We start from the raw sequence: 17,259 nt of genomic DNA, 5'->3' as shown, positions 1-17,259 counted from the left end.
GCAGCCAACCCTAAGGCCGCGGAAAACCCTGAGGCCGTGGTGGGCGGGGGATGAAGGCGCTGGTGCGGGCGACGTAGTCGGCATAGCCGGGGCGTGTGCTGGAGAGGTGCTTCTCCATCAGTGGCTTCCCGGTCTTGCCGGCCAGGAAGTACGTCATCACGAGCGGGGACAGGATCGTCAGCCAGCCGGTCCAGTGCACGCAGGCCAGGGCGAACAGGCCCCACCAGACGCACGCGTCGCCGAAGTAGTTGGGGTGGCGGGTGTAACGCCATAGGCCCGTGTCCAGCACCTTGCCGCGCGAAGCCGGGTCGTTGCGGAAGCGGGCCAGCTGGGCGTCACCGACGGCTTCGAAGACGAGCCCGATCGCCCACAACCCCGAGCCGACAGCTGACCACCACGTGACCTTGCCGTGCAGCGCCGCCACCTGAACCGGCAGGGATACGAACCACAGCGCGACCGCCTGCGTGAGGTAGACCGTGCGCAGTGCGTGCCAGGTGCTGCGGCCGGCGAGCATCTGCGCGTAGCGGGGGTCCTCCTCGCCGGTGTAGCGCCGGGCGATGTGGATCGCCAGGCGGACGCCCCAGATCGCGGTCAGCGCGGCGATCAGCCAGCCGTGCCCGGTGACCGCGACGCAGGCCACCGCGACCGCGGTGAAGCCGAGGCCCCAGGCGATGTCGACGCCCGCGTGAACTCCGGTTCGCAGGCTCACCGCGAACGCCGCCAGCATCACCAGCAGCGCCGCGAGAGCCGAGGCCAGGAAGATCATGAGTTGCGCTGGAGCAGGATCTGGTCCACGCCCATCCGTCCCTCCTCGAAGGCCAGCGCGCCGCCGACCAGGTAGAGCCGCCACACCCGGGCCATCGGCTCGCCGACCAGGGCCACCGCCTCGGACCAGCGGCTCTCGAGGGTGTCGTGCCACGCGGAGACCGTACGCACATAGTGCTCTCGAAGTGCCTGAACGCCGCGCACCTCCAGGCCGGAGCCGGCAAGCAGATCTATCGTGCGGCCGAGGGGACGCATGTGCATGTCGGGGGCGACGTAGGACTCGATGAACGCACCGCCGCCGGGGGCGTTCGCGCCGCGGGACATCTGCTGCACGAGCACCTTGCCGCCGGGGCGGACGAGGTTGTGCAGCTGGGCGGCGAAGACCGGATACTGGTCCTCGCCGACGTGTTCGCCCATCTCGATGGTGGAGATGGCGTCGTACGGTCCGTCGGTCACGTCGCGGTAGTCCTGCAGCCTGATCTCCACGGGCAGGTCGCCGACGCGTTCCAGGACGAACTCGCGCTGCTGGGCGGAGAGGGTAACACCGGTCACGCGTACGCCGTAATTGCGGGCCGCGTGCAGCGCGAGCGCACCCCACCCGCAGCCGATGTCGAGCAGCCGCATGCCCGGTTCGAGCCCGAGCTTCTGGCAGATCAGGTCGAGCTTGTCCGTCTGGGCCTCGGCCAGGCCGTAGCCGGGCGCATCGGAGGTCCAGTACGCACACGAGTACGCCATCCGCGCGTCGAGGATCAACTGATAGAACCGGTTCGACAGGTCGTAGTGGTAGGCGATCGCCGCCCGGTCCCGTTCCCGGCTGTGCAGCGAGCCGTCGATCCGGGCCTCGATCTCGGGCGCAGCGGGGCGAGACCCCAGGACTCCCAGCGACAGTACGGTCCGCAGCGCACGCAGCCGATCCGCCCACGACAACGAGAAACCGGCGAGCGAGTTGCTGCGGGCGTGCTGCCACACCTGGCGCAGGCCGTCACGCAGATCGCCCTCGACGTCGATCTCGCCCGCGATGTACGCCTGAGCGATCCCCAGCTCGTTCGGGCTCCACAGCAGCCGCCGCAGCGCCTGCCGATCGCGGATCACCAGCGTCGGCCCGGTCGCCGGCCCGGCCTCGGACCCGTCCCAGGCCCGCAGGCGCACCGGCAGCGATCCGCCGGCCACCCCGGCGATGAGAGAGGCGAGCTTCGGCGCGGCCCCGCGTTCGAGGGAGAGCACAGCGGTCATGCTGAGCCTTCCTTTCTCATGCCCTCTTGGCCCTCACGGTGAAGGCCGTCCGTCGCTTGCGGCAGGCGCAGTTCGGTGCAGTCGGTCATGAGCAGGGACGTCCGATCACGAGTTGGGCCACGTCGATGTAGCCGGCGGCGAAGCCGGCTTCGCAGTACGCGAGGTAGAAGTTCCAGGTCCGCACGAAGGTGTCGTCGAAGCCGAGCGCGGCGACCTCGTCCTGGCGGTCGAGGAAGGCGGACCGCCAGTGCCGCAGCGTGGTGGCGTAGTCGGCGCCGAAGTCGAGCCGGTCGCGCACCCGCAGCCCGGCGCCGGCGAGGACGCCTTCGATCACCGGGACGGACGGGACCAGGCCGCCCGGGAAGATGTATTTGTGGATCCAGGTGTACGTGCTCCGCGTCTCCAGGAGCCGCTCGTGCGACATGGTGATCATCTGTAGCCCGACGGTGCCGCCGGGTGCTAGGTGGCGGGCGAGCGCTGAGGCGTACGTCTGCCAGTACGCCTCGCCGACCGCCTCGATCATCTCCACGCTGAGGATCGCGTCGTAGCCACCGGCCACCGGTTCGATCTCGCGGTAGTCGCAGAGCCGCACGTCGACCCGGTCCAGCACACCCGCGTCGGCGGCCCGGCGCAGGGCGAGGGTCCGCTGCTCGGCGGAGAGCGTCACGCTGAGCACCGAAGCGCCGCGCTGAGCCGCGCGGATGGCGAGTTCACCCCAGCCCGTACCTATCTCCAGGACCTTGGAGCCGGGACCGACGCCGGTGGCATCGAGCAGCCGGTCGATCTTGCGGTGCTGGGCGGTGACGAGGTCGGCGGAGGTGTCGAACAGGGCGCTGGAGTAGCTCATCGACGGATCGAGGAAGAGCGCGAAGAGCTCGTTCGACAGGTCGTAGTGCCGGTGGATGTTGCTGCGCGCGCCCTCCCGCGTGTTGCGTTCGGCGCGGGGTGCGCGGGCGCCGTGCAGGTGCCGCAGCCATTGCAGCCGCGGCGGGATGAGCGTGCCCATCCGCTCGGCGAAGACGGTCAGGACCGCCACCGGGTCGTCGGCCTCCCAGTCGCCGGCCTGGTAGGCCTCGCCAAAACCGATCAGCCCGTTGGTGCCCAGGCGTGCGTGGAACGCCTGCGGCCGCACGAGACGCAGGATCGGCCCGGTCGTTCCGGTCACCCGCCCATCCGGGTACGCGACCCGCAGCGCGAGCCGTCCGCTGATGCTCCGGAACATCCGGGCGGCGATCCGGGCGCGCAGCGGTGCCCGCGGCGTGACCGCGACGTCGGGCCATCTCTGCGCGGCTACTTCGACGGGTTCGAGGACTGTGGTCACGAGATCTTCTCCATGCGAGAGGCGGGCCGGGGATGTACCGGCAGGCCGCGCGCCCAGAGGCGGATGCCCTGCAGCCGGATACGGGCGGAGACCGCAACGGTCACGAAGGGGTGGCGCAGCAGTGCGGCGGTGGTCGCGGCCCGGCGCCGGCCGCGCAGGCTCGCCACGAACGGGCGGCCGCCGTCGCGGTCCAGCGCGATGGTCAGCGCGAGCTTCTCGTGCGGGACGGGCAGGTGCATCCGGTACGCGCCGTCGACCGGGAAGAACGGCGACACGTAGAACTCCTTGTCCACGTTCGCCTGGTCCGGGTCGAGCAGGTAGCAGTGCCGGCCGCCGTACGTGTTGTGCACCTCGGCGATCACCGCGGCGAGCCGGCCGTCGCTGTGGTGACACCAGTAGACGCTGAGCGGGTTGAACACGTACCCGAGGACCCGTGCGTTGGTGAGCAGCAGGATGCGCCCGCCGTCGAGGTCGATGCCGTGCTCGGCGAGGTAGTCGTCGGTGTTGCTGCGCAGCGTCGAGGCCGGGTCGCCGAAGTGGTCGCGGGCCTCGAAGGAGGCGAGGACGCGGTTGCGGGGCATCTCGTCGAGGTCGATCAGCCACTCGTACGTGTGGTAGCTGAACGCGTGCCGGATCGGTGCGGTGCGGATGTGCCGGACCGTGCTGTCGTAGATGACCGGCTTCACCAGGCCACCCCCAGCGACGCGGCGGCGGTGACCCCGGAGCGGCAGCCGTCCTCGTGGAAGCCCCAGCCGTGGTACGCGCCGGCGTACGCGGTCCGGCCGTCGTTCAGCCCGGGAAGGTCCCGTTGCGCGGCGACCGAGGCGGGTGTGTAGATCGGGTGCGCGTACGTCATCCGGGCCAGCACCGCCTCGTCGCGCACCCGCGGCCCGGCGTTCAGCGTCACCAGGTAGTGGTCGCGGGCGTCGAGGCGCTGGAGCCGGTTCATGTCGTACGTGACCCGGGGCGGCCCGCTGTCCGGCCGGCAGCCGGGGAGAAGGTAGTTCCAGCTCGCGCGGGCGTTGTGCGCACGGGGCAGCACCCCGGTATCGGTGTGCAGGAGCGTCTCGTTGGTCGAGTAGCGAAACGCCCCGAGCGTGCGGCGCTCGGCGTCGGTCGGGTCGGCGAGCAGCGCGAGGGCCTGGTCGGCGTGGGTGGCGATCACGACCTCGTCGTAGCGGTGCACCCCGTCGGCGTCGTCGCGGAGCTCGACACCTTCGGGCGTACGCGTAAGGGATCGGATCGGGGTCGCCGCCCTGACCGCGGTGAGCTCCTTGGCGAGCAGGTCGACGTAGGTGCGCGACCCACCGGTCACGGTCATCCACGTCGGTGAGCCGGTGACGCTGAGCATCCCGTGATGGGCCAGGAAGGTGAACAGGTAGCGGGCCGGGTAGTCGGCGACCACCTCGGTGCCGCAGGACCAGACCGCCGAGACGAGCGGGATGACGAAGTGCCGGACGAAGTACGCGCTGTAGTGGCCCCGGCGCAAGAACTCACCGAGCGTGATGTCCTCGGCGGTGGCCAGCAGCGCGCGGGCCCGGCGGTGGAAGAGCGGCACCTGGGCCAGCGTGGCGAGGTAGCGCGGGCCCGGCGGGCGGGCGAACAGACCGCTCGCGCCCTTCGCGCCGGCGTATTCGAGGCCGCAGCCCCGGCAGGTGACCGACATGCTCATTTCGGTCTCCTGGGTCGGCACCCCCAGCTCCCCGAAGAGTTTCAGCAGCATCGGGTACGTCCGCCGGTTGTGCACGATGAACCCGGAGTCGACGGCCAGCGGACCCGCCGCGTCAGGCACGTCATGGGTGTGCGCGTGGCCACCGAGCCGGGCGTCCGCCTCGTAGAGCGTGACGTCGCGGGCGTTGCGCAGCAGGTACGCCGCGGTGAGCCCGGACACTCCAGCCCCAATCACTGCGACCGATCTCATGGAATTCCCCCAGCTTTCGCGGGTACAAGTTGTTCGTGAGGCGATTCGGCACCGGAACCGCCCCGGATTGGAACCCGATGAGCACCCACCCGAACGAGGTCGCGCGCCGAACTAAGGACGTGACCTCTCCGCACCTGTCCATGTCCGGTCCCCGCGAGGGTGCTCGCGCGGTGGTTCTGCTGCTGCACGGCGGCCGGGCGACCAGTGCCGAGCCGGCCCGGCGCGGGCTCGCGTACCTGCGGATGGTGCCGTTCGCACGGGCTGTGCGTTCCCGGACGCGTGCCGACGAGGTGGCGGTGTGGCTGCTGCGTTACCGCCTGCGTGGCTGGAACGGCGCGGCCGAGGACCCGTTGACCGACGCGCGCTGGGCGCTGGACGAGGCCCGGCGGCTGCATCCGGGGGCGCAGATCGTGCTCGTGGGGCATTCGATGGGCGGCCGGACGGCGTTGCGGCTGGCGGGCGAGCCGGGTGTCGCGGGAGTGTGCGCGCTGGCGCCGTGGATCGAGCCCGGGGAGCCGGAGCCACAGTCTCAGGTCCCGATCGTGATTGCGCACGGTGACGGCGATCAAGTGACGGATCCGGCTGCTTCGGCCGCGTACGCCGCTCGGGTGGGAGCCTCGTTCGTGCCCGTGCCCGGGGAGACGCATGCGCTGCTGCGCCGCCCGGTCTTCTGGACCCGGCTGGTCACCGGCTTCGTGGCCTCGACGCTCGACGTGGACTCGCACGCCCGCTAAACCCTTCTTTTCCTGATACTCCTCACATTACCGACATTCCCGGCGCCAGGTTCCGGAACTTCGAGGTTCCCGCACCCGGCGGGATGCCGCGCGCCCGGCTGCCGCAGCGCGCCGACCTGCACATCCGGCTCGGAAACCCGCCGGGAACACTCTTGGGGAAGCGCTTCCCGAGCTTCTGACAGGCATTGACACCCATGAAGTCGCTGGTTCACAGTGTCGTCACATAGAGCGCTTTCTTTCCCCCGGAACAACCCGGAAAGCGCCCGGTAATCCCCACGACACATCCTTGATTCCCCGCAAGGAGGACCCCGCATGAGTTCTGCCAAGTCCCGCGGCGGTGGTAGGCGGACACGCCTCGCCACTCTCAGCGCCGCACTCCTGGCCCTGGCCGGTGCCTACTTCGTAGCGACACCGGGCAGCGCCTCGGCCGCCGAGGCGATCGTCTCGCAGGGCAAACCGACCACCGCCTCGTCCGTCGAGTGGGAGGGCACGCCCGCCTCCGCCGCCACCGACGGCAACACCGGCACCCGCTGGTCGAGCGCGTTCCTGGCCACCCCCCAGTGGCTCAAGGTCGACCTCGGTGCCCCGACCGCGGTCACCCGGGTCAACCTGAACTGGGAGGGCGCGTACGCCAGCGCCTTCACCGTCCAGTTCTCCACCAACGACTCGACGTGGACCGACGCCACCGCCACCCTCAGCGGCAACGCCGGCGCGCAGAGCATCACGGTCAGCGGCACCGCCCGCTACGTCCGGCTCAACCTGACCCAGCGGGCGCTCCCGGCGTACGGCTACTCGCTCTGGGAATTCCAGGTGTACGCGAACGGCACCACCACCCCGCCGCCGGACCCGGGCACCGGAACGCTGCTCTCCTACAACAAGCCCGCGTTCGCCTCCACCGAGCAGAACGACGTCAACTGCAACCCGTGCACCGCGAACAAGGCGTTCGACCTCGACCCGGCCACCCGCTGGGCGACGAGCTCGACGAACGGCTGGGTGGACCCGGGCTGGATCTACGTCGACCTCGGCGCCACGGCCCAGATCAGCCGCGTCGAGCTGCAGTGGGACCCGGCGTACGCGACGGCGTACAAGATCCAGGTCTCGCCGAACGCCACGACCTGGACCGACATCTACTCGACCACGACCGGCCACGGGTTCAAGGAAGTCCTGAACGTCACCGGCACCGGGCGCTACGTGCGGATGTACGGCACCGCGCGGGTCAGCACGTACGGCTACTCGCTCTACGACTTCAACGTCTACGGCACCGGCGGCGCCCCCAACACCCCGCCGGCGCGCCCCGCCGACCCTGCGTTCCCGGCGACCCGGCTGGTCTACAACGACGAGTTCAACGACCCGTCGGGCACCAAGCCGAGCACCGCGAAGTGGACGTACGACCCGGGCGTCCCGCAGAACGGTGAGGTCCAGTACTACACCGAGAACAGCAACAACGCGAAGACGGACGGCCAGGGCAACCTGGTGATCGAGGCGCGCAAGGAGGCCTCGAACGGCCGCGAGTACACCTCCGCCCGGATGAACACCAGCAACAAGTTCCAGGTGCAGTACGGCCGGGTCGAGGCCCGGATCAAGGTGCCGAAGGGCAACGGCCTGTGGCCCGCGTTCTGGATGATGGGCGCCGACTTCCTCACCGGCCGGCCGTGGCCCTACAACGGCGAGGTCGACATCATGGAGGTCCTCGGCCGCAACACCAGCGAGGCCTACTCCACGCTGCACGCCCCGCAGTACAACGGCGCCGGCGGCTACGGCCAGAAGTACGCCACCGTCGACCTCTCCCAGGACTTCCACGTCTGGGCGGCCGAGTGGGACAGCAAGGGCATCAAGTTCCTGCTGGACGGCAACCAGGTCTTCTACGCCAGCAAGGCGACCGTCGAGGCCACCCGCGGCCCGTGGATCTTCGACCACCCGTTCTACATCATCCTCAACCTCGCGGTCGGCGGCGACTTCCCCGGCCCGATCGACGCCTCTACCCCGTTCCCCGCCCGGATGCTCGTCGACTACGTCCGCGTCTACCAGTAGCCGACCCGCATCCAGCCCGCCGGGGCAGGGCCCCCATCCCTGCCCCGGCTCGGGAAAGGAATCCCATGCGTAAGACTCTCGCGGCAACCGCCGCAGTCGTCATGACCGCCTATCTAGCCTTGACCCAGACCGGTGCCAGCGCCGCCGACGGCCTGCTCTCCCAGGGACGTACGGCCACCGCGTCCTCCACCGAGTCAGCAGCCTTCCCCGCCTCGAACGCCGTCGACGGCAACGCCGGCACCCGCTGGTCGAGCGCGTTCAGCGACCCGCAGTGGCTCCAGGTCGACCTCGGTGGGACGGCGAACGTGTCGTCGATCGTGCTCGACTGGGAGACGGCGTACGCGCGTACCTTCAATCTCCAGATCTCCGCCAACGCCAGCACCTGGACGAACCTGAAGACCGGCCTGACCGGTGCCGTCGGCCGCCAGACGGTCGCGGTGTCCGGCTCGGGGCGCTACGTGCGGGTGCAGTCGACCGCCCGCGCCACCCAGTGGGGTGTCTCGCTGGCGGAGTTCGAGGTGTACGGCACCGGCGGCGGCCCAACGGTCCCGCCGACCGTCCCGCCCGGCGCCGTACGCGTGGCGGAATTCCTCGCCGACTGCCCGGCCAGTCACCGCCTGCCGGACGACCCGATCATCTTCCCCAACCTGCCCGGCGCCTCGCACATGCACAGCTTCTTCGGCAGCGAGACGACCAAGGCGAGCACCACGGTCACGGATCTCATCAACGCGAACAGCAACTGCAACCCGTCGATCGACAAGTCCGCGTACTGGATCCCGACGTTCTACAACAACGACGTCCCGGTCGAACCGACCACCGGCGTCTTCTACTACCTCGGCGAGGGGGTCAGTGACGCGCTGATCGCCACGACGCAGCCGTTCCCGCTCGGATTGCGGATCGTGGCCGGCAACGCGAAGGCCACCGGACCGGACGACAACACGATCTCCCGGTGGTCCTGCCTGGGCGCCGGGGACGCGGGCTCGTCGCACGACTTCGTGACCTGCCCGGCGGGCTCGATGCTGGAGTCCTACCTCGATTTCCCGCACTGCTGGGACGGGGTGAACCTGGACTCCGCCGATCACAAGAGCCACATGGCGTACCCGGTGAACAACGCCTGCCCGGCCAGCCACCCGGTGGTCGTGCCGAAGCTGCGCCAGGTCATGCGCTACCCCGTCAACGGCAACACCGCCGGGTTCCGGCTCGCGTCGGGCCGCGGCTACACGATGCACGGCGACTTCTTCAACGCGTGGCCGGTCGACGAGCTGGCCCGCCGGGTCAACGACTGCATCCGGCCCATCATCAAGTGCGGCGCGAACGGTCGTCCCTGAGATGGCTGCCCCAACGGCCCGCAAGCAACGTCCGGGCCGTTGGGGCACAGGGCCCACAGGGGGCGCTGCTATAACAAACGCGATGAAGAACCCGACGATGGACCAGGTGGCGGAAGCGGCCGGAGTCTCCCGGGCCACCGTGTCCCGGGTGATCAACGGCGCGACGACCGTCGACGCGAAGATCCGCGAGATCGTCGAGCGGGCCATCGCCGATACCGGGTACGTCCCGAACGTCGCGGCCCGCTCGCTGGTCACCCGCAAGTCGAACTCCGTGGCGCTGGTGATCTCCGAGCCGGACCGCCCGCACGACTCGTCGTTCCTGAACCGGATCTTCACCGACCCGTACTTCGGCCGGATCACCGCCGGGGCGACCGGGGCGCTGCGCCCGCACGACATCCACCTGGTGATCATCCCGACGGACTCGGCCGACCATCACCACGTGCTGCGTTACCTGCGTCAGGGCCACGTCGACGGCGTGCTGCTGATCAGCAGCCACGAGCAGGACCCGCTCCCCCGCCAGGTGCACGAGCTGGGCATCCCCGCGGTGGTGTCGGCCCGTCCCGCGTCGCCGCTCGCGGCCAGCTTCGTCGACGTCGACCAGCGCCTCGGTGCCCGGCTCGCGGCCGAGCACCTGCTCGCGCGGGGCTGCCGGCGGCTCGCCACGATCAGCGGCCCGCTCGACATCCCCTCCGGCCAGGACCGGCTCGACGGGTTCCGGTCCTACCTCGCCAACCGTGGCCTTGCCGAGGTGCCGACGGTCGAGGGCGACTTCACCCGGCACGGCGGCGAGGAGGGCGCGCGGCGGCTGCTCGCCGAGCACCCCGGCATCGACGGGCTCTTCGTCGGGAACGACCTGATGGCCGAGGGTGCGCTGCGGGCGGTGCAGGATCTCGGCCGGCGGGTCCCCGACGACATCGCCGTGGTCGGCTTCGACGACAGCAGCGCCGCGCTGGACTGCCGCCCGCTGCTGACCACGATCCGTCAGCCGGTCGAGGAGATGGCGGCGGAGATGGCCGAGGTGCTGATGGCCCACATCGCGAGCCCCGGCCGGCTGCCGCGCTCGGTGACGTTCCAGCCCACATTGGTGCTGCGCGACTCGGCCTGACACCGTGTGCGGGTGGTCGATCTTCTCATCAATCTCTTGGCCAGCGTCATCGCCGGCACCGCCGTCTGGCTCGCCCAGTTCGCGATCCGGCGCCGCCGCCTGGACCGTGAACGCGCATTTTTCGGCGTCACCCCCGGGGTGAGCAGCCTGCTCGTCACCGGCCGGCACCATTCCTCCCCCAGCGAGCTGAGCGTGCACCGCCGTGACGTGGCCGCCCTGGTCGAACTGGCCACCCTCGTTCGCGAGTGCGGCGGGCGCACGGACCTGATCGGCGGCGCCGACATCCGTCAGGAGCTGGGCCGGTCCGCCGAATTCTGCGTCGGCGGGCCCACGGTCAACCCACGTACCGCCGTGCACCTGCGCTCGGCGTTGCGCGGCATCGCGTACGAGAACCGCGGATTCTCGGTGGGTGGCACGACGTACGTCAACGATCCCGAGAACAGCTATGCCCTGCTCGCCTGTTTCCGTGCTCCGGCACCGGTCTTCTACCTGGGTGGGCTCGCCTCCGACGGCAATCTCGCCGCCGCCCGCTACCTCGCGAAGCACTACGGGGACCTGCCCCAGGAGTTCTGCCTGGTCCTGCGTGTGCGGGAGCCGGCCGCGTACGGGACGGACCTCACCGAGGTGGCCGCGGACGTGAGCGATGTCGCGTTCAAGGCGGCGTCCGGCGGAGAAGACTGAGGGCATGGACATTCTTGTTGCCGGCGGGCACGGAAAGATCGCGCTGCGGCTGCTGAAGCTGCTGGCCGACGAGGGACACACCGCGCGCGGGCTGATCCGCTCCCCCGATCAGGCCGCCGACCTCGAGGCCGTCGGTGCCGTCGCGGTCATCGGTGACCTGGAGAACGACAAAACGCTCGATGAGTACGTCCGGGGCGCCGACGCCGTGGTCTTCGCGGCCGGTGGCGGGCCCGGGAGCGGCGACGAGCGCAAACGGACGGTCGACCTGGGCGGCGCGGTCAAGCTCGCCGACGCGGCAGTCGCCACCGGAGTGCGCCGTTACGTGCTGATCTCCTCCATCGGCGTCGAGAGCCCCGACTCGCTCGGCGGCTCGATGAGCGCCTACCTGCGGGCGAAGGGCGAGGCGGACGACTACGTGCGCGGCACGGGCCTCGACTACACCATCGTGCGGCCGGGCGGGCTCACCGACGACCCGGGCACCGGCCTCGTCACGGCGAGCCTCGAGCTGGGCGGCCGGGCCTCGATCCCCCGCGACGATGTGGCGGCCGTGCTCGCCCACGTCCTGACCACGCCGTCCGCCATCGGCCTGACGTTCGAGCTCTTCGGCGGCGAAACGCCCATTCGGGCAGCCATCGACGCTCTTGCTTGATCCTTGTAAGCTCCGGCGGCCGGGATGGAACGGGTCCGTTCCGGCGCCGGGGAGGTCGGGGTGCGGTTCCTCAGAACGGGGGCGGCGGTTGCCGCGGTAGCGGTGGTTGCGGGGTGCACGTCGGGCGGTGGCGAGGCGCAGACGCCCGGGCTCGAGGCCCGCGGCACGGTGCTCACCACGGTCAAGCCGACCCGGCAGGACCTGACCAACCGGATCGCGCTGACCGGCAAGGTGAGCATCGACCCGGTCTTCGGGATCGTCGCGCCGATCGACGGCGAGCTGCGTTACCTCGACCGCCAGCCGACGAGCAGCCCGGTCAGGCACCTGACCTGGGTGGCGACGGTCTGGGACGACGACCAGGCGCACCGCGTCCAGATCCCCAAGGGCTCCACGCTGGCCGGGCAACTGCTCGACGACCACGCCCAGGTCACCGAGGGGATGCCGGTCATCTCCGCGAAGCATTCCGGGTACGCCATCGTCGCCGACATCGACAGCTCGCTCGCCTACCGGATCTCCGGGTCGGCGAAATCGGTGCAGGGGCAGATCAAGAACGGCCCCGGCCCGTTCAAGTGCACGCCGCTGGGCACCATCGCGGCATTGCCGGCCGGGACGATCCCCGCGCCACCCCCGGCGCCGACCACTCCGGCGCCTTCCGGGGCTCCCGTTGCCGAGCCGGAACCGGAGCAACCCCCCGCCCAGGGCTCCGACGCGACGGGGTTGCGGCTCGTCTGCACCGCCCCGGACGACGTCAACCTGATCAACGGCGCGGACGTCACCCTCGACGTGGTGACCGACAAGGCGTCGAAGGCGATGGTGCTGCCCGTCGAGGCGGTTGCCGGGACGCAGGGCAGGGGCAAGGTCGATGTGGTTGTGGGCGCTGAGCGCGTACGCAAGACGGTCGATGTTGATCTTGGTTTGACCGATGGGAAGGTCATCCAGATCAAGAAGGGCCTGACCGGCTCGGAGGAGATCGCCATCCCCGCGCCGAACCTGCCCGCCGGGCCCGCGGGTGACGCCGGCAACCCGTCCGGAGGGCCGGGATGAGCCCCCTGATCGAGCTCACCGGCGTGTCCAAGATCCTCAAGGGCCAGCAGGAGCCGCGCACGATCCTCGACGGGGTCGACCTGGAGGTGAACGCCGGCCGCAGCATCGCGATCGTCGGGCGCTCCGGCTCCGGCAAGAGCACCCTGCTGAGCGTCCTCGGCCTGTTCGACCGGGCCGACGAGGGCACCTACCGGCTGGACGGCCAGGACATCACCCGGCTGCCCGAGCGCCGCGCCGCCAAGCTGCGCAGCTCCCACTTCGGCTTCGTCTTCCAGCGGTTCTTCCTGCTCAAGCATCTGACCGCGGCGCAGAACGTCTCGATGGCGCTGGTCAACGGGCAGGGCTGGCTGCCGCGCCGGAACCGCCGCGCCCAGGTCATGGCCGCGCTCGACCAGGTCGGCATCGCCCACCTGGCCAGGAACAAGCCGCCCCGGATGTCCGGCGGCGAGCAGCAGCGGGTGGCGATCGCCCGGGCCCTGGTCCGCAACCCGAAGATCCTGCTCGCCGACGAGCCCACCGGCGCCCTGGACACCGAGACCGGCACCTCGGTCATCGACTCCCTGCTCGCGGCGACCGGCCGGGGCTGCGGGCTGGTCCTGGTCACCCACGACCGGGACCACGCCGCCCGGATGGACCGCACCCTCGACCTGGTCGACGGCGTGCTGACCGAGCGGGTCCCCGCGTGATCCGGCTCTCCGGGCGGTTCCGGTCGGCCCTGATCATCGGCCTGCAGGGCATCCGCGCCCGCAAGACCCGCACCCTGCTCTCGATGATCAGCCTCTTCCTCGGCGTCCTCGCCGTCGTGGTGGTGCAGACCGGCGCCAGCATCGCCGAGCGCGCCAGGCTCGCCGACGTCGAGCTCACCGAGGGCATCGACGGCACCACCGTGCTGGAGCTGAACCCGACCCCCGAGGCGGCGAAGATCGTCGTCGACACCCTGGACGGCAGCACCGGCGCGACGGCCCTGGTCAGCGTCGCGGCCACCATCGGCGAACCCGGCGTCACCGCCGTCAACCCGGGTGGTTCCCCGTTCGACGAGGACTGGGGCGCACCCCAGGACTGCACCCCCGACGGCGTCTGCACCGCCAGACCCGCGGGCCAGGCCATCGACCTGCAGATCTCGGCCATGACCAGCGACGTACGCGAGTTCCGCCCGTTCCGGCACCGCAGCGGCGAATGGCTCGACTTCACCACCATCCCCGCCCTGGCGCCGCGGCTCGTGCTCAACGAGGAGGCCGCCAGGGGCTTCGCCGAGCACCGGGTCCCCGCCGAGCTGCACATCCCCGGCGCGACCAGCAACATCACGCCACAGTTCATCGGGGTCGTCGACGACGGCAACACCTCACCGACCGCGTACGCCCGCCTCGACGAGCTCAACAACTGGCTGTCGGCCGAGGGCGTGGTGGACCCCAACGGCGGCAACGGTGTCCAGGTGATGCTGGCCCCGGGCAACCCGGTCGCCCAGGTGCTGACGGCCAAACTACGCGGGATCGGCGTCGACACGTACGCCCGGACCATCAACAGCCGCAAGGACATGCAGGACGAGCTGAAACTGTTCCGGCTGATCTTCCTGGCGATGGCGGCCCTGGTCCTGCTGATCGGCGTCGCCGGCATCCTCAACGTCGGCCTCGCCACCGTGGGCGAACGCGTCGAGGAGTTCGCCCTGCGCCGGGCGGTGGGCACACCCCGCTCCCTGCTCGCCGGCATCGTGCTCGCCGAAACCCTGCTCACCGGCCTGCTCACCGCGGCGGCGGCGATCGGGCTCAGCGCCGCCGGCCTGAAAGCCCTCTCGGCCCTCTTCGGCGACCAGCAACCGTTCCTGCGCGACGTCCAGTTCCCATGGGAAGCCGGCGTCGCGGGCATCATCGCGGGCCTGATCGCCGGCATCCTGGGCGGCTTCGTCCCCGCCCTACGAGCCGCCGGCATCCCCATCGCCACGGTCATGCGCGCCTAGCGTCCTGAGCCAGCGGTTGCTTGTTGGTCCGGTCCGGGTGGATCACCCTTTCCATGCCGCGAGGCTGAATGTTGCGCCGGACACCGGGATGAGAGAACTTTCTGCGGTGTCGCTCTTCAAATCCGGTCAATCACGTCTGACGTGAAGAACATATGTTTCATGGCCAGACGTGATTGGCCCACACTTGACACTGAAAGCCGCAGAAGGTTGCGGCATAGCCGGTTTCGGCACAACTTCGTGCCCCCGGCCAGATCCCGCCGCCCTCGGCTCCTACCGCGAACAATCAAAGCCTCAGGACACTAGTTGCTGTAGACGCGGGTGGGGCTGATCAGCACGGCGGTGCGGTTCTGCTCGGCCATCACGCGGTCGTACTCGTCCCAGTCGTCGTGGGTGCCGCCGGCCGAGGTGAAGATGGCGCGGAGCAGCAGGCGCAGGGATTCCGGGTCGAGCCACGGCTGGGGATCCTCGGGGCCGGCGAGCTGGGCGACGCCCTCGACCGTCGCCCACTGCCAGCCCTTGCGGAAGGCCGTGGTGATCTGCGGGCGGGCACGCAGGTTGGCCATCTTGACCTTGCCGTAGGTGACGAACGCCAGGACCTGCTGGCCGGTGGCCGGGTGCGCCAGGACACCGACGTTGACCAGGGACGACTGGATGGTGCTGTCGGCCCGCAGGGTCGAGATGATGGCGAGGCCGCTCTCGTCGCTCACGAGGCCCCAGGCTTCCTGCAGGGTGGTCATGCGAACTTCTTGCCCGCGGGGTCCAGGCCGATCTCGGCGTTCGCGAGGAACTTTTCGATCCAGGCGATGCGCTGGGCGCTGAGGTTGGCGTCGCGGGCCTGCTGGAGCGCCTGGCGCATGTGGGCGAGGCCCTGTTCGCGCAGGCCGTCGGCGAGCTCGGCGATGCCCAGGGCGACCGTGCCGCCGGGGATCCAGCGCGGGTCGCCGAGCTCGGTGCGCAGGTCGTGAGAGATCTTGAGGTGGTGCAGGGCCCGGTCGGACTCCAGGTCGCCCATCGCGTAGTAGAAGCCGATGTGGCGGTGCACCTCGGAGCGCAGCAGCAGGTCGTCGTGGCGCTCAGCGAGCTCGAGGGCCTCGCGGTAGTAGGGCATCGCGGTCGCCCAGTCGCTGCGGAGGACCTGGTGTGCCAGGCCCAGCCCGAAGAGCGACTCCGCGGTGCCGGCCTCGTCGCCGAGCTCGCGGCGGATCTCCAGGGCCTGCTCGAAGAGGCCCACCTCGATCTCGCTGTCCGCGTCGGCCAGGTCGTTCTCCAGCGCCCGGAAGTGGGTCAGCATCGCCAGTCGGTCCAGCGCCGCGGCCTCCAGCGCCCGGTCGCCGGCCTCGCGGGCGTCGGTCAGCAGCGCGGTGAACGTCTCCTCGGCCCGGCCGTAGTCGCCTGTCCGGAACGCCGCCTCGAACATGGCTTCGTTACCGGCCGTCAGTGTTTCCCCCGTCGTACCCATATGCGGAGATTACTGCCCACCGGCCCCTCGGCGCTGTCCCTCGGACGGACCGACCCTTCCGGGTCATGGGAAGCTCGCCGGATGGCGCTGACCATTGAGGACCTGAGCGAGGCCGATTTTGCCCGGCGGCGGGGCGCACTGGTCGCCGATGTCACCGATGCGCTGGTCAAGGCCGAGGGGCGCACGGTCCAGGAAGCCGAGATGCTCGCCGCCGCGAACGTCGGGCGCCACCTGCCGGACGGCCCGGCCACGCCGGGGCACCTGCTGCGCAGGGCCGTCCTGGCCGGCGAGGAGATCGGCTGGGTCTGGGTGTCGCTGCCCGGGACGTTCTCACCCGCCATGGCCTGGATCTCCGATCTCGTGATCGACCCCCCACACCGCAATCACGGGTACGCCCGGAGCGTCCTCGATCTCGTCGAGCGCGACCTGAGCGTGCGCGGCATCCCCCGGGTCGGCCTGAACGTCTACGGCCACAACGCCACCGCCCGGCGCCTCTACGAGCGGTCCGGATACGAGATCACCAACCAGCAGCGGGCCCGGGCGCTCGTCGACATCCCGGCAAGCGAGGGCGTCTCGCTGGTGACGATGCGCGACTACGACACGCGGATGGCGACGCTCGTCGAGGAGTTCGCCGCGGATCTTTCCCAGGACGAGGGGCTCCCGCCGGCGGACGCGGCGCAGCTGGCCCGGCGCCGGATCGCCGAGTGGCTGCCCCAGGGGCCGGAGACCGAGGGCGTGCAGCTGCGTACGGTGGTGGCCGAGGGTGTTGAAGTGGGCTGGGTCTGGTCGGGTGTGTCCCAGCGGTCCCCGGGCATGGGCTGGCTGCACAACATCGAGATCGACCCGGCGTTCCGGTCCCGCGGCTACGGCAGCCTCGTCATCGCCGCGGTGCAGCAGGAGCTCGCCCGCCGCGGACTGCGCAGCATCGGGCTCAACGTGCACGGCTACAACGTGCGGGCGATGGCGCTCTACCAACGGCTGGGCTTCGAGGTGCTCGCCCAGCAGATGGCGAAGAACCTCCCCGCCCTCTAACG

Annotated in this window: 17 protein-coding genes; 10 read left to right on the top strand and 7 right to left on the bottom strand. The window is 70.5% G+C overall.

All coding sequences use genetic code 11. The features are described from left to right. Positions 1 to 10: 10 nt before the first annotated feature. The 5 genes from Aco04nite_RS23275 to Aco04nite_RS23255 all read right to left on the bottom strand — a co-directional run bounded on the left by Aco04nite_RS23275 (position 11) and on the right by Aco04nite_RS23255 (position 5,240). Positions 11 to 766 (bottom strand): DUF1295 domain-containing protein, encoded by a 756-nt coding sequence (locus tag Aco04nite_RS23275; protein WP_212999372.1) that lies wholly within the window; start codon positions 764 to 766, stop codon positions 11 to 13. Beyond that, positions 763 to 1,998, bottom strand: coding sequence for a class I SAM-dependent methyltransferase (locus Aco04nite_RS23270; RefSeq protein ID WP_212999371.1), 1,236 nt, complete (start codon positions 1,996 to 1,998; stop codon positions 763 to 765). Before Aco04nite_RS23270 ends, Aco04nite_RS23275 begins: the two co-directional genes overlap by 4 nt. A gap of 85 nt (positions 1,999 to 2,083) precedes the next feature. Next, positions 2,084 to 3,319, bottom strand: a complete 1,236-nt coding sequence (locus Aco04nite_RS23265; protein ID WP_244876226.1) for an SAM-dependent methyltransferase — start codon at positions 3,317 to 3,319, stop codon at positions 2,084 to 2,086. Further along, positions 3,316 to 4,005 carry a DUF1365 domain-containing protein gene (locus Aco04nite_RS23260; RefSeq protein ID WP_212999370.1) on the bottom strand — a complete coding sequence of 230 codons (690 nt, stop codon included), beginning with the start codon at positions 4,003 to 4,005 and terminating at the stop codon, positions 3,316 to 3,318. Before Aco04nite_RS23260 ends, Aco04nite_RS23265 begins: the two co-directional genes overlap by 4 nt. Then, complete coding sequence (locus Aco04nite_RS23255; protein ID WP_280519370.1) at positions 4,002 to 5,240, bottom strand: NAD(P)/FAD-dependent oxidoreductase; 1,239 nt, start codon at positions 5,238 to 5,240, stop codon at positions 4,002 to 4,004. The genes Aco04nite_RS23260 and Aco04nite_RS23255 overlap by 4 nt, the downstream gene beginning before the upstream one ends. A 119-nt stretch (positions 5,241 to 5,359) precedes the next feature. Here Aco04nite_RS23255 and Aco04nite_RS23250 point away from each other — a divergent pair, with 119 nt between their 5' ends. From Aco04nite_RS23250 to Aco04nite_RS23210, 9 genes are all read left to right on the top strand, one after another. Continuing rightward, on the top strand, positions 5,360 to 5,974 hold the full coding sequence (locus Aco04nite_RS23250) for an alpha/beta hydrolase (protein ID WP_212999368.1): 615 nt from the start codon (positions 5,360 to 5,362) through the stop codon (positions 5,972 to 5,974). 312 nt (positions 5,975 to 6,286) lie between these two features. After that, the gene (locus Aco04nite_RS23245; RefSeq protein WP_212999367.1) at positions 6,287 to 8,005 is read left to right on the top strand and encodes a discoidin domain-containing protein; all 1,719 of its coding nucleotides are present in this window, start codon (positions 6,287 to 6,289) and stop codon (positions 8,003 to 8,005) included. A gap of 65 nt (positions 8,006 to 8,070) precedes the next feature. Next, positions 8,071 to 9,333, top strand: a complete 1,263-nt coding sequence (locus Aco04nite_RS23240; protein ID WP_244876225.1) for a DUF1996 domain-containing protein — start codon at positions 8,071 to 8,073, stop codon at positions 9,331 to 9,333. Positions 9,334 to 9,415: 82 nt separating this feature from the next. Next, on the top strand, positions 9,416 to 10,438 hold the full coding sequence (locus Aco04nite_RS23235; RefSeq protein WP_244876224.1) for a LacI family DNA-binding transcriptional regulator: 1,023 nt from the start codon (positions 9,416 to 9,418) through the stop codon (positions 10,436 to 10,438). Positions 10,439 to 10,450: 12 nt separating this feature from the next. Continuing rightward, positions 10,451 to 11,119, top strand: a complete 669-nt coding sequence (locus Aco04nite_RS23230; RefSeq protein ID WP_212999366.1) for a hypothetical protein — start codon at positions 10,451 to 10,453, stop codon at positions 11,117 to 11,119. Positions 11,120 to 11,123: 4 nt separating this feature from the next. Next, complete coding sequence (locus Aco04nite_RS23225) at positions 11,124 to 11,768, top strand: SDR family oxidoreductase (RefSeq protein ID WP_212999365.1); 645 nt, start codon at positions 11,124 to 11,126, stop codon at positions 11,766 to 11,768. 60 nt (positions 11,769 to 11,828) lie between these two features. After that, entirely contained in the window at positions 11,829 to 12,812 is a 984-nt protein-coding gene (locus tag Aco04nite_RS23220; protein WP_212999364.1) for an efflux RND transporter periplasmic adaptor subunit, read from the top strand. After that, positions 12,809 to 13,498, top strand: a complete 690-nt coding sequence (locus Aco04nite_RS23215; protein ID WP_212999363.1) for an ABC transporter ATP-binding protein — start codon at positions 12,809 to 12,811, stop codon at positions 13,496 to 13,498. Before Aco04nite_RS23220 ends, Aco04nite_RS23215 begins: the two co-directional genes overlap by 4 nt. Next, on the top strand, positions 13,495 to 14,766 hold the full coding sequence (locus tag Aco04nite_RS23210) for an ABC transporter permease (RefSeq protein ID WP_212999362.1): 1,272 nt from the start codon (positions 13,495 to 13,497) through the stop codon (positions 14,764 to 14,766). Before Aco04nite_RS23215 ends, Aco04nite_RS23210 begins: the two co-directional genes overlap by 4 nt. Positions 14,767 to 15,065: 299 nt before the next feature. On the opposite strand, the gene Aco04nite_RS23205 is transcribed toward Aco04nite_RS23210, so the two are convergent. After that, the gene (locus Aco04nite_RS23205) at positions 15,066 to 15,503 is read right to left on the bottom strand and encodes a TIGR03618 family F420-dependent PPOX class oxidoreductase (protein WP_212999361.1); all 438 of its coding nucleotides are present in this window, start codon (positions 15,501 to 15,503) and stop codon (positions 15,066 to 15,068) included. Further along, a complete protein-coding gene (locus tag Aco04nite_RS23200) occupies positions 15,500 to 16,225 on the bottom strand; it encodes a tetratricopeptide repeat protein (protein WP_212999360.1) in 726 nt (241 codons plus the stop codon). The genes Aco04nite_RS23205 and Aco04nite_RS23200 overlap by 4 nt, the downstream gene beginning before the upstream one ends. Positions 16,226 to 16,306: 81 nt before the next feature. On the opposite strand from Aco04nite_RS23200, the gene Aco04nite_RS23195 reads away from it, so the two are divergent. Beyond that, positions 16,307 to 17,257 (top strand): GNAT family N-acetyltransferase, encoded by a 951-nt coding sequence (locus Aco04nite_RS23195; protein WP_212999359.1) that lies wholly within the window; start codon positions 16,307 to 16,309, stop codon positions 17,255 to 17,257. Positions 17,258 to 17,259 lie beyond the last annotated feature (2 nt).

It is taken from the genome of Winogradskya consettensis (assembly GCF_018332715.1).
Lineage (GTDB): Bacteria > Actinomycetota > Actinomycetes > Mycobacteriales > Micromonosporaceae > Actinoplanes > Actinoplanes consettensis.
Note: the sequence above shows the minus strand (reverse complement) of the source record. Positions and strands in the feature narration are given on the sequence as shown.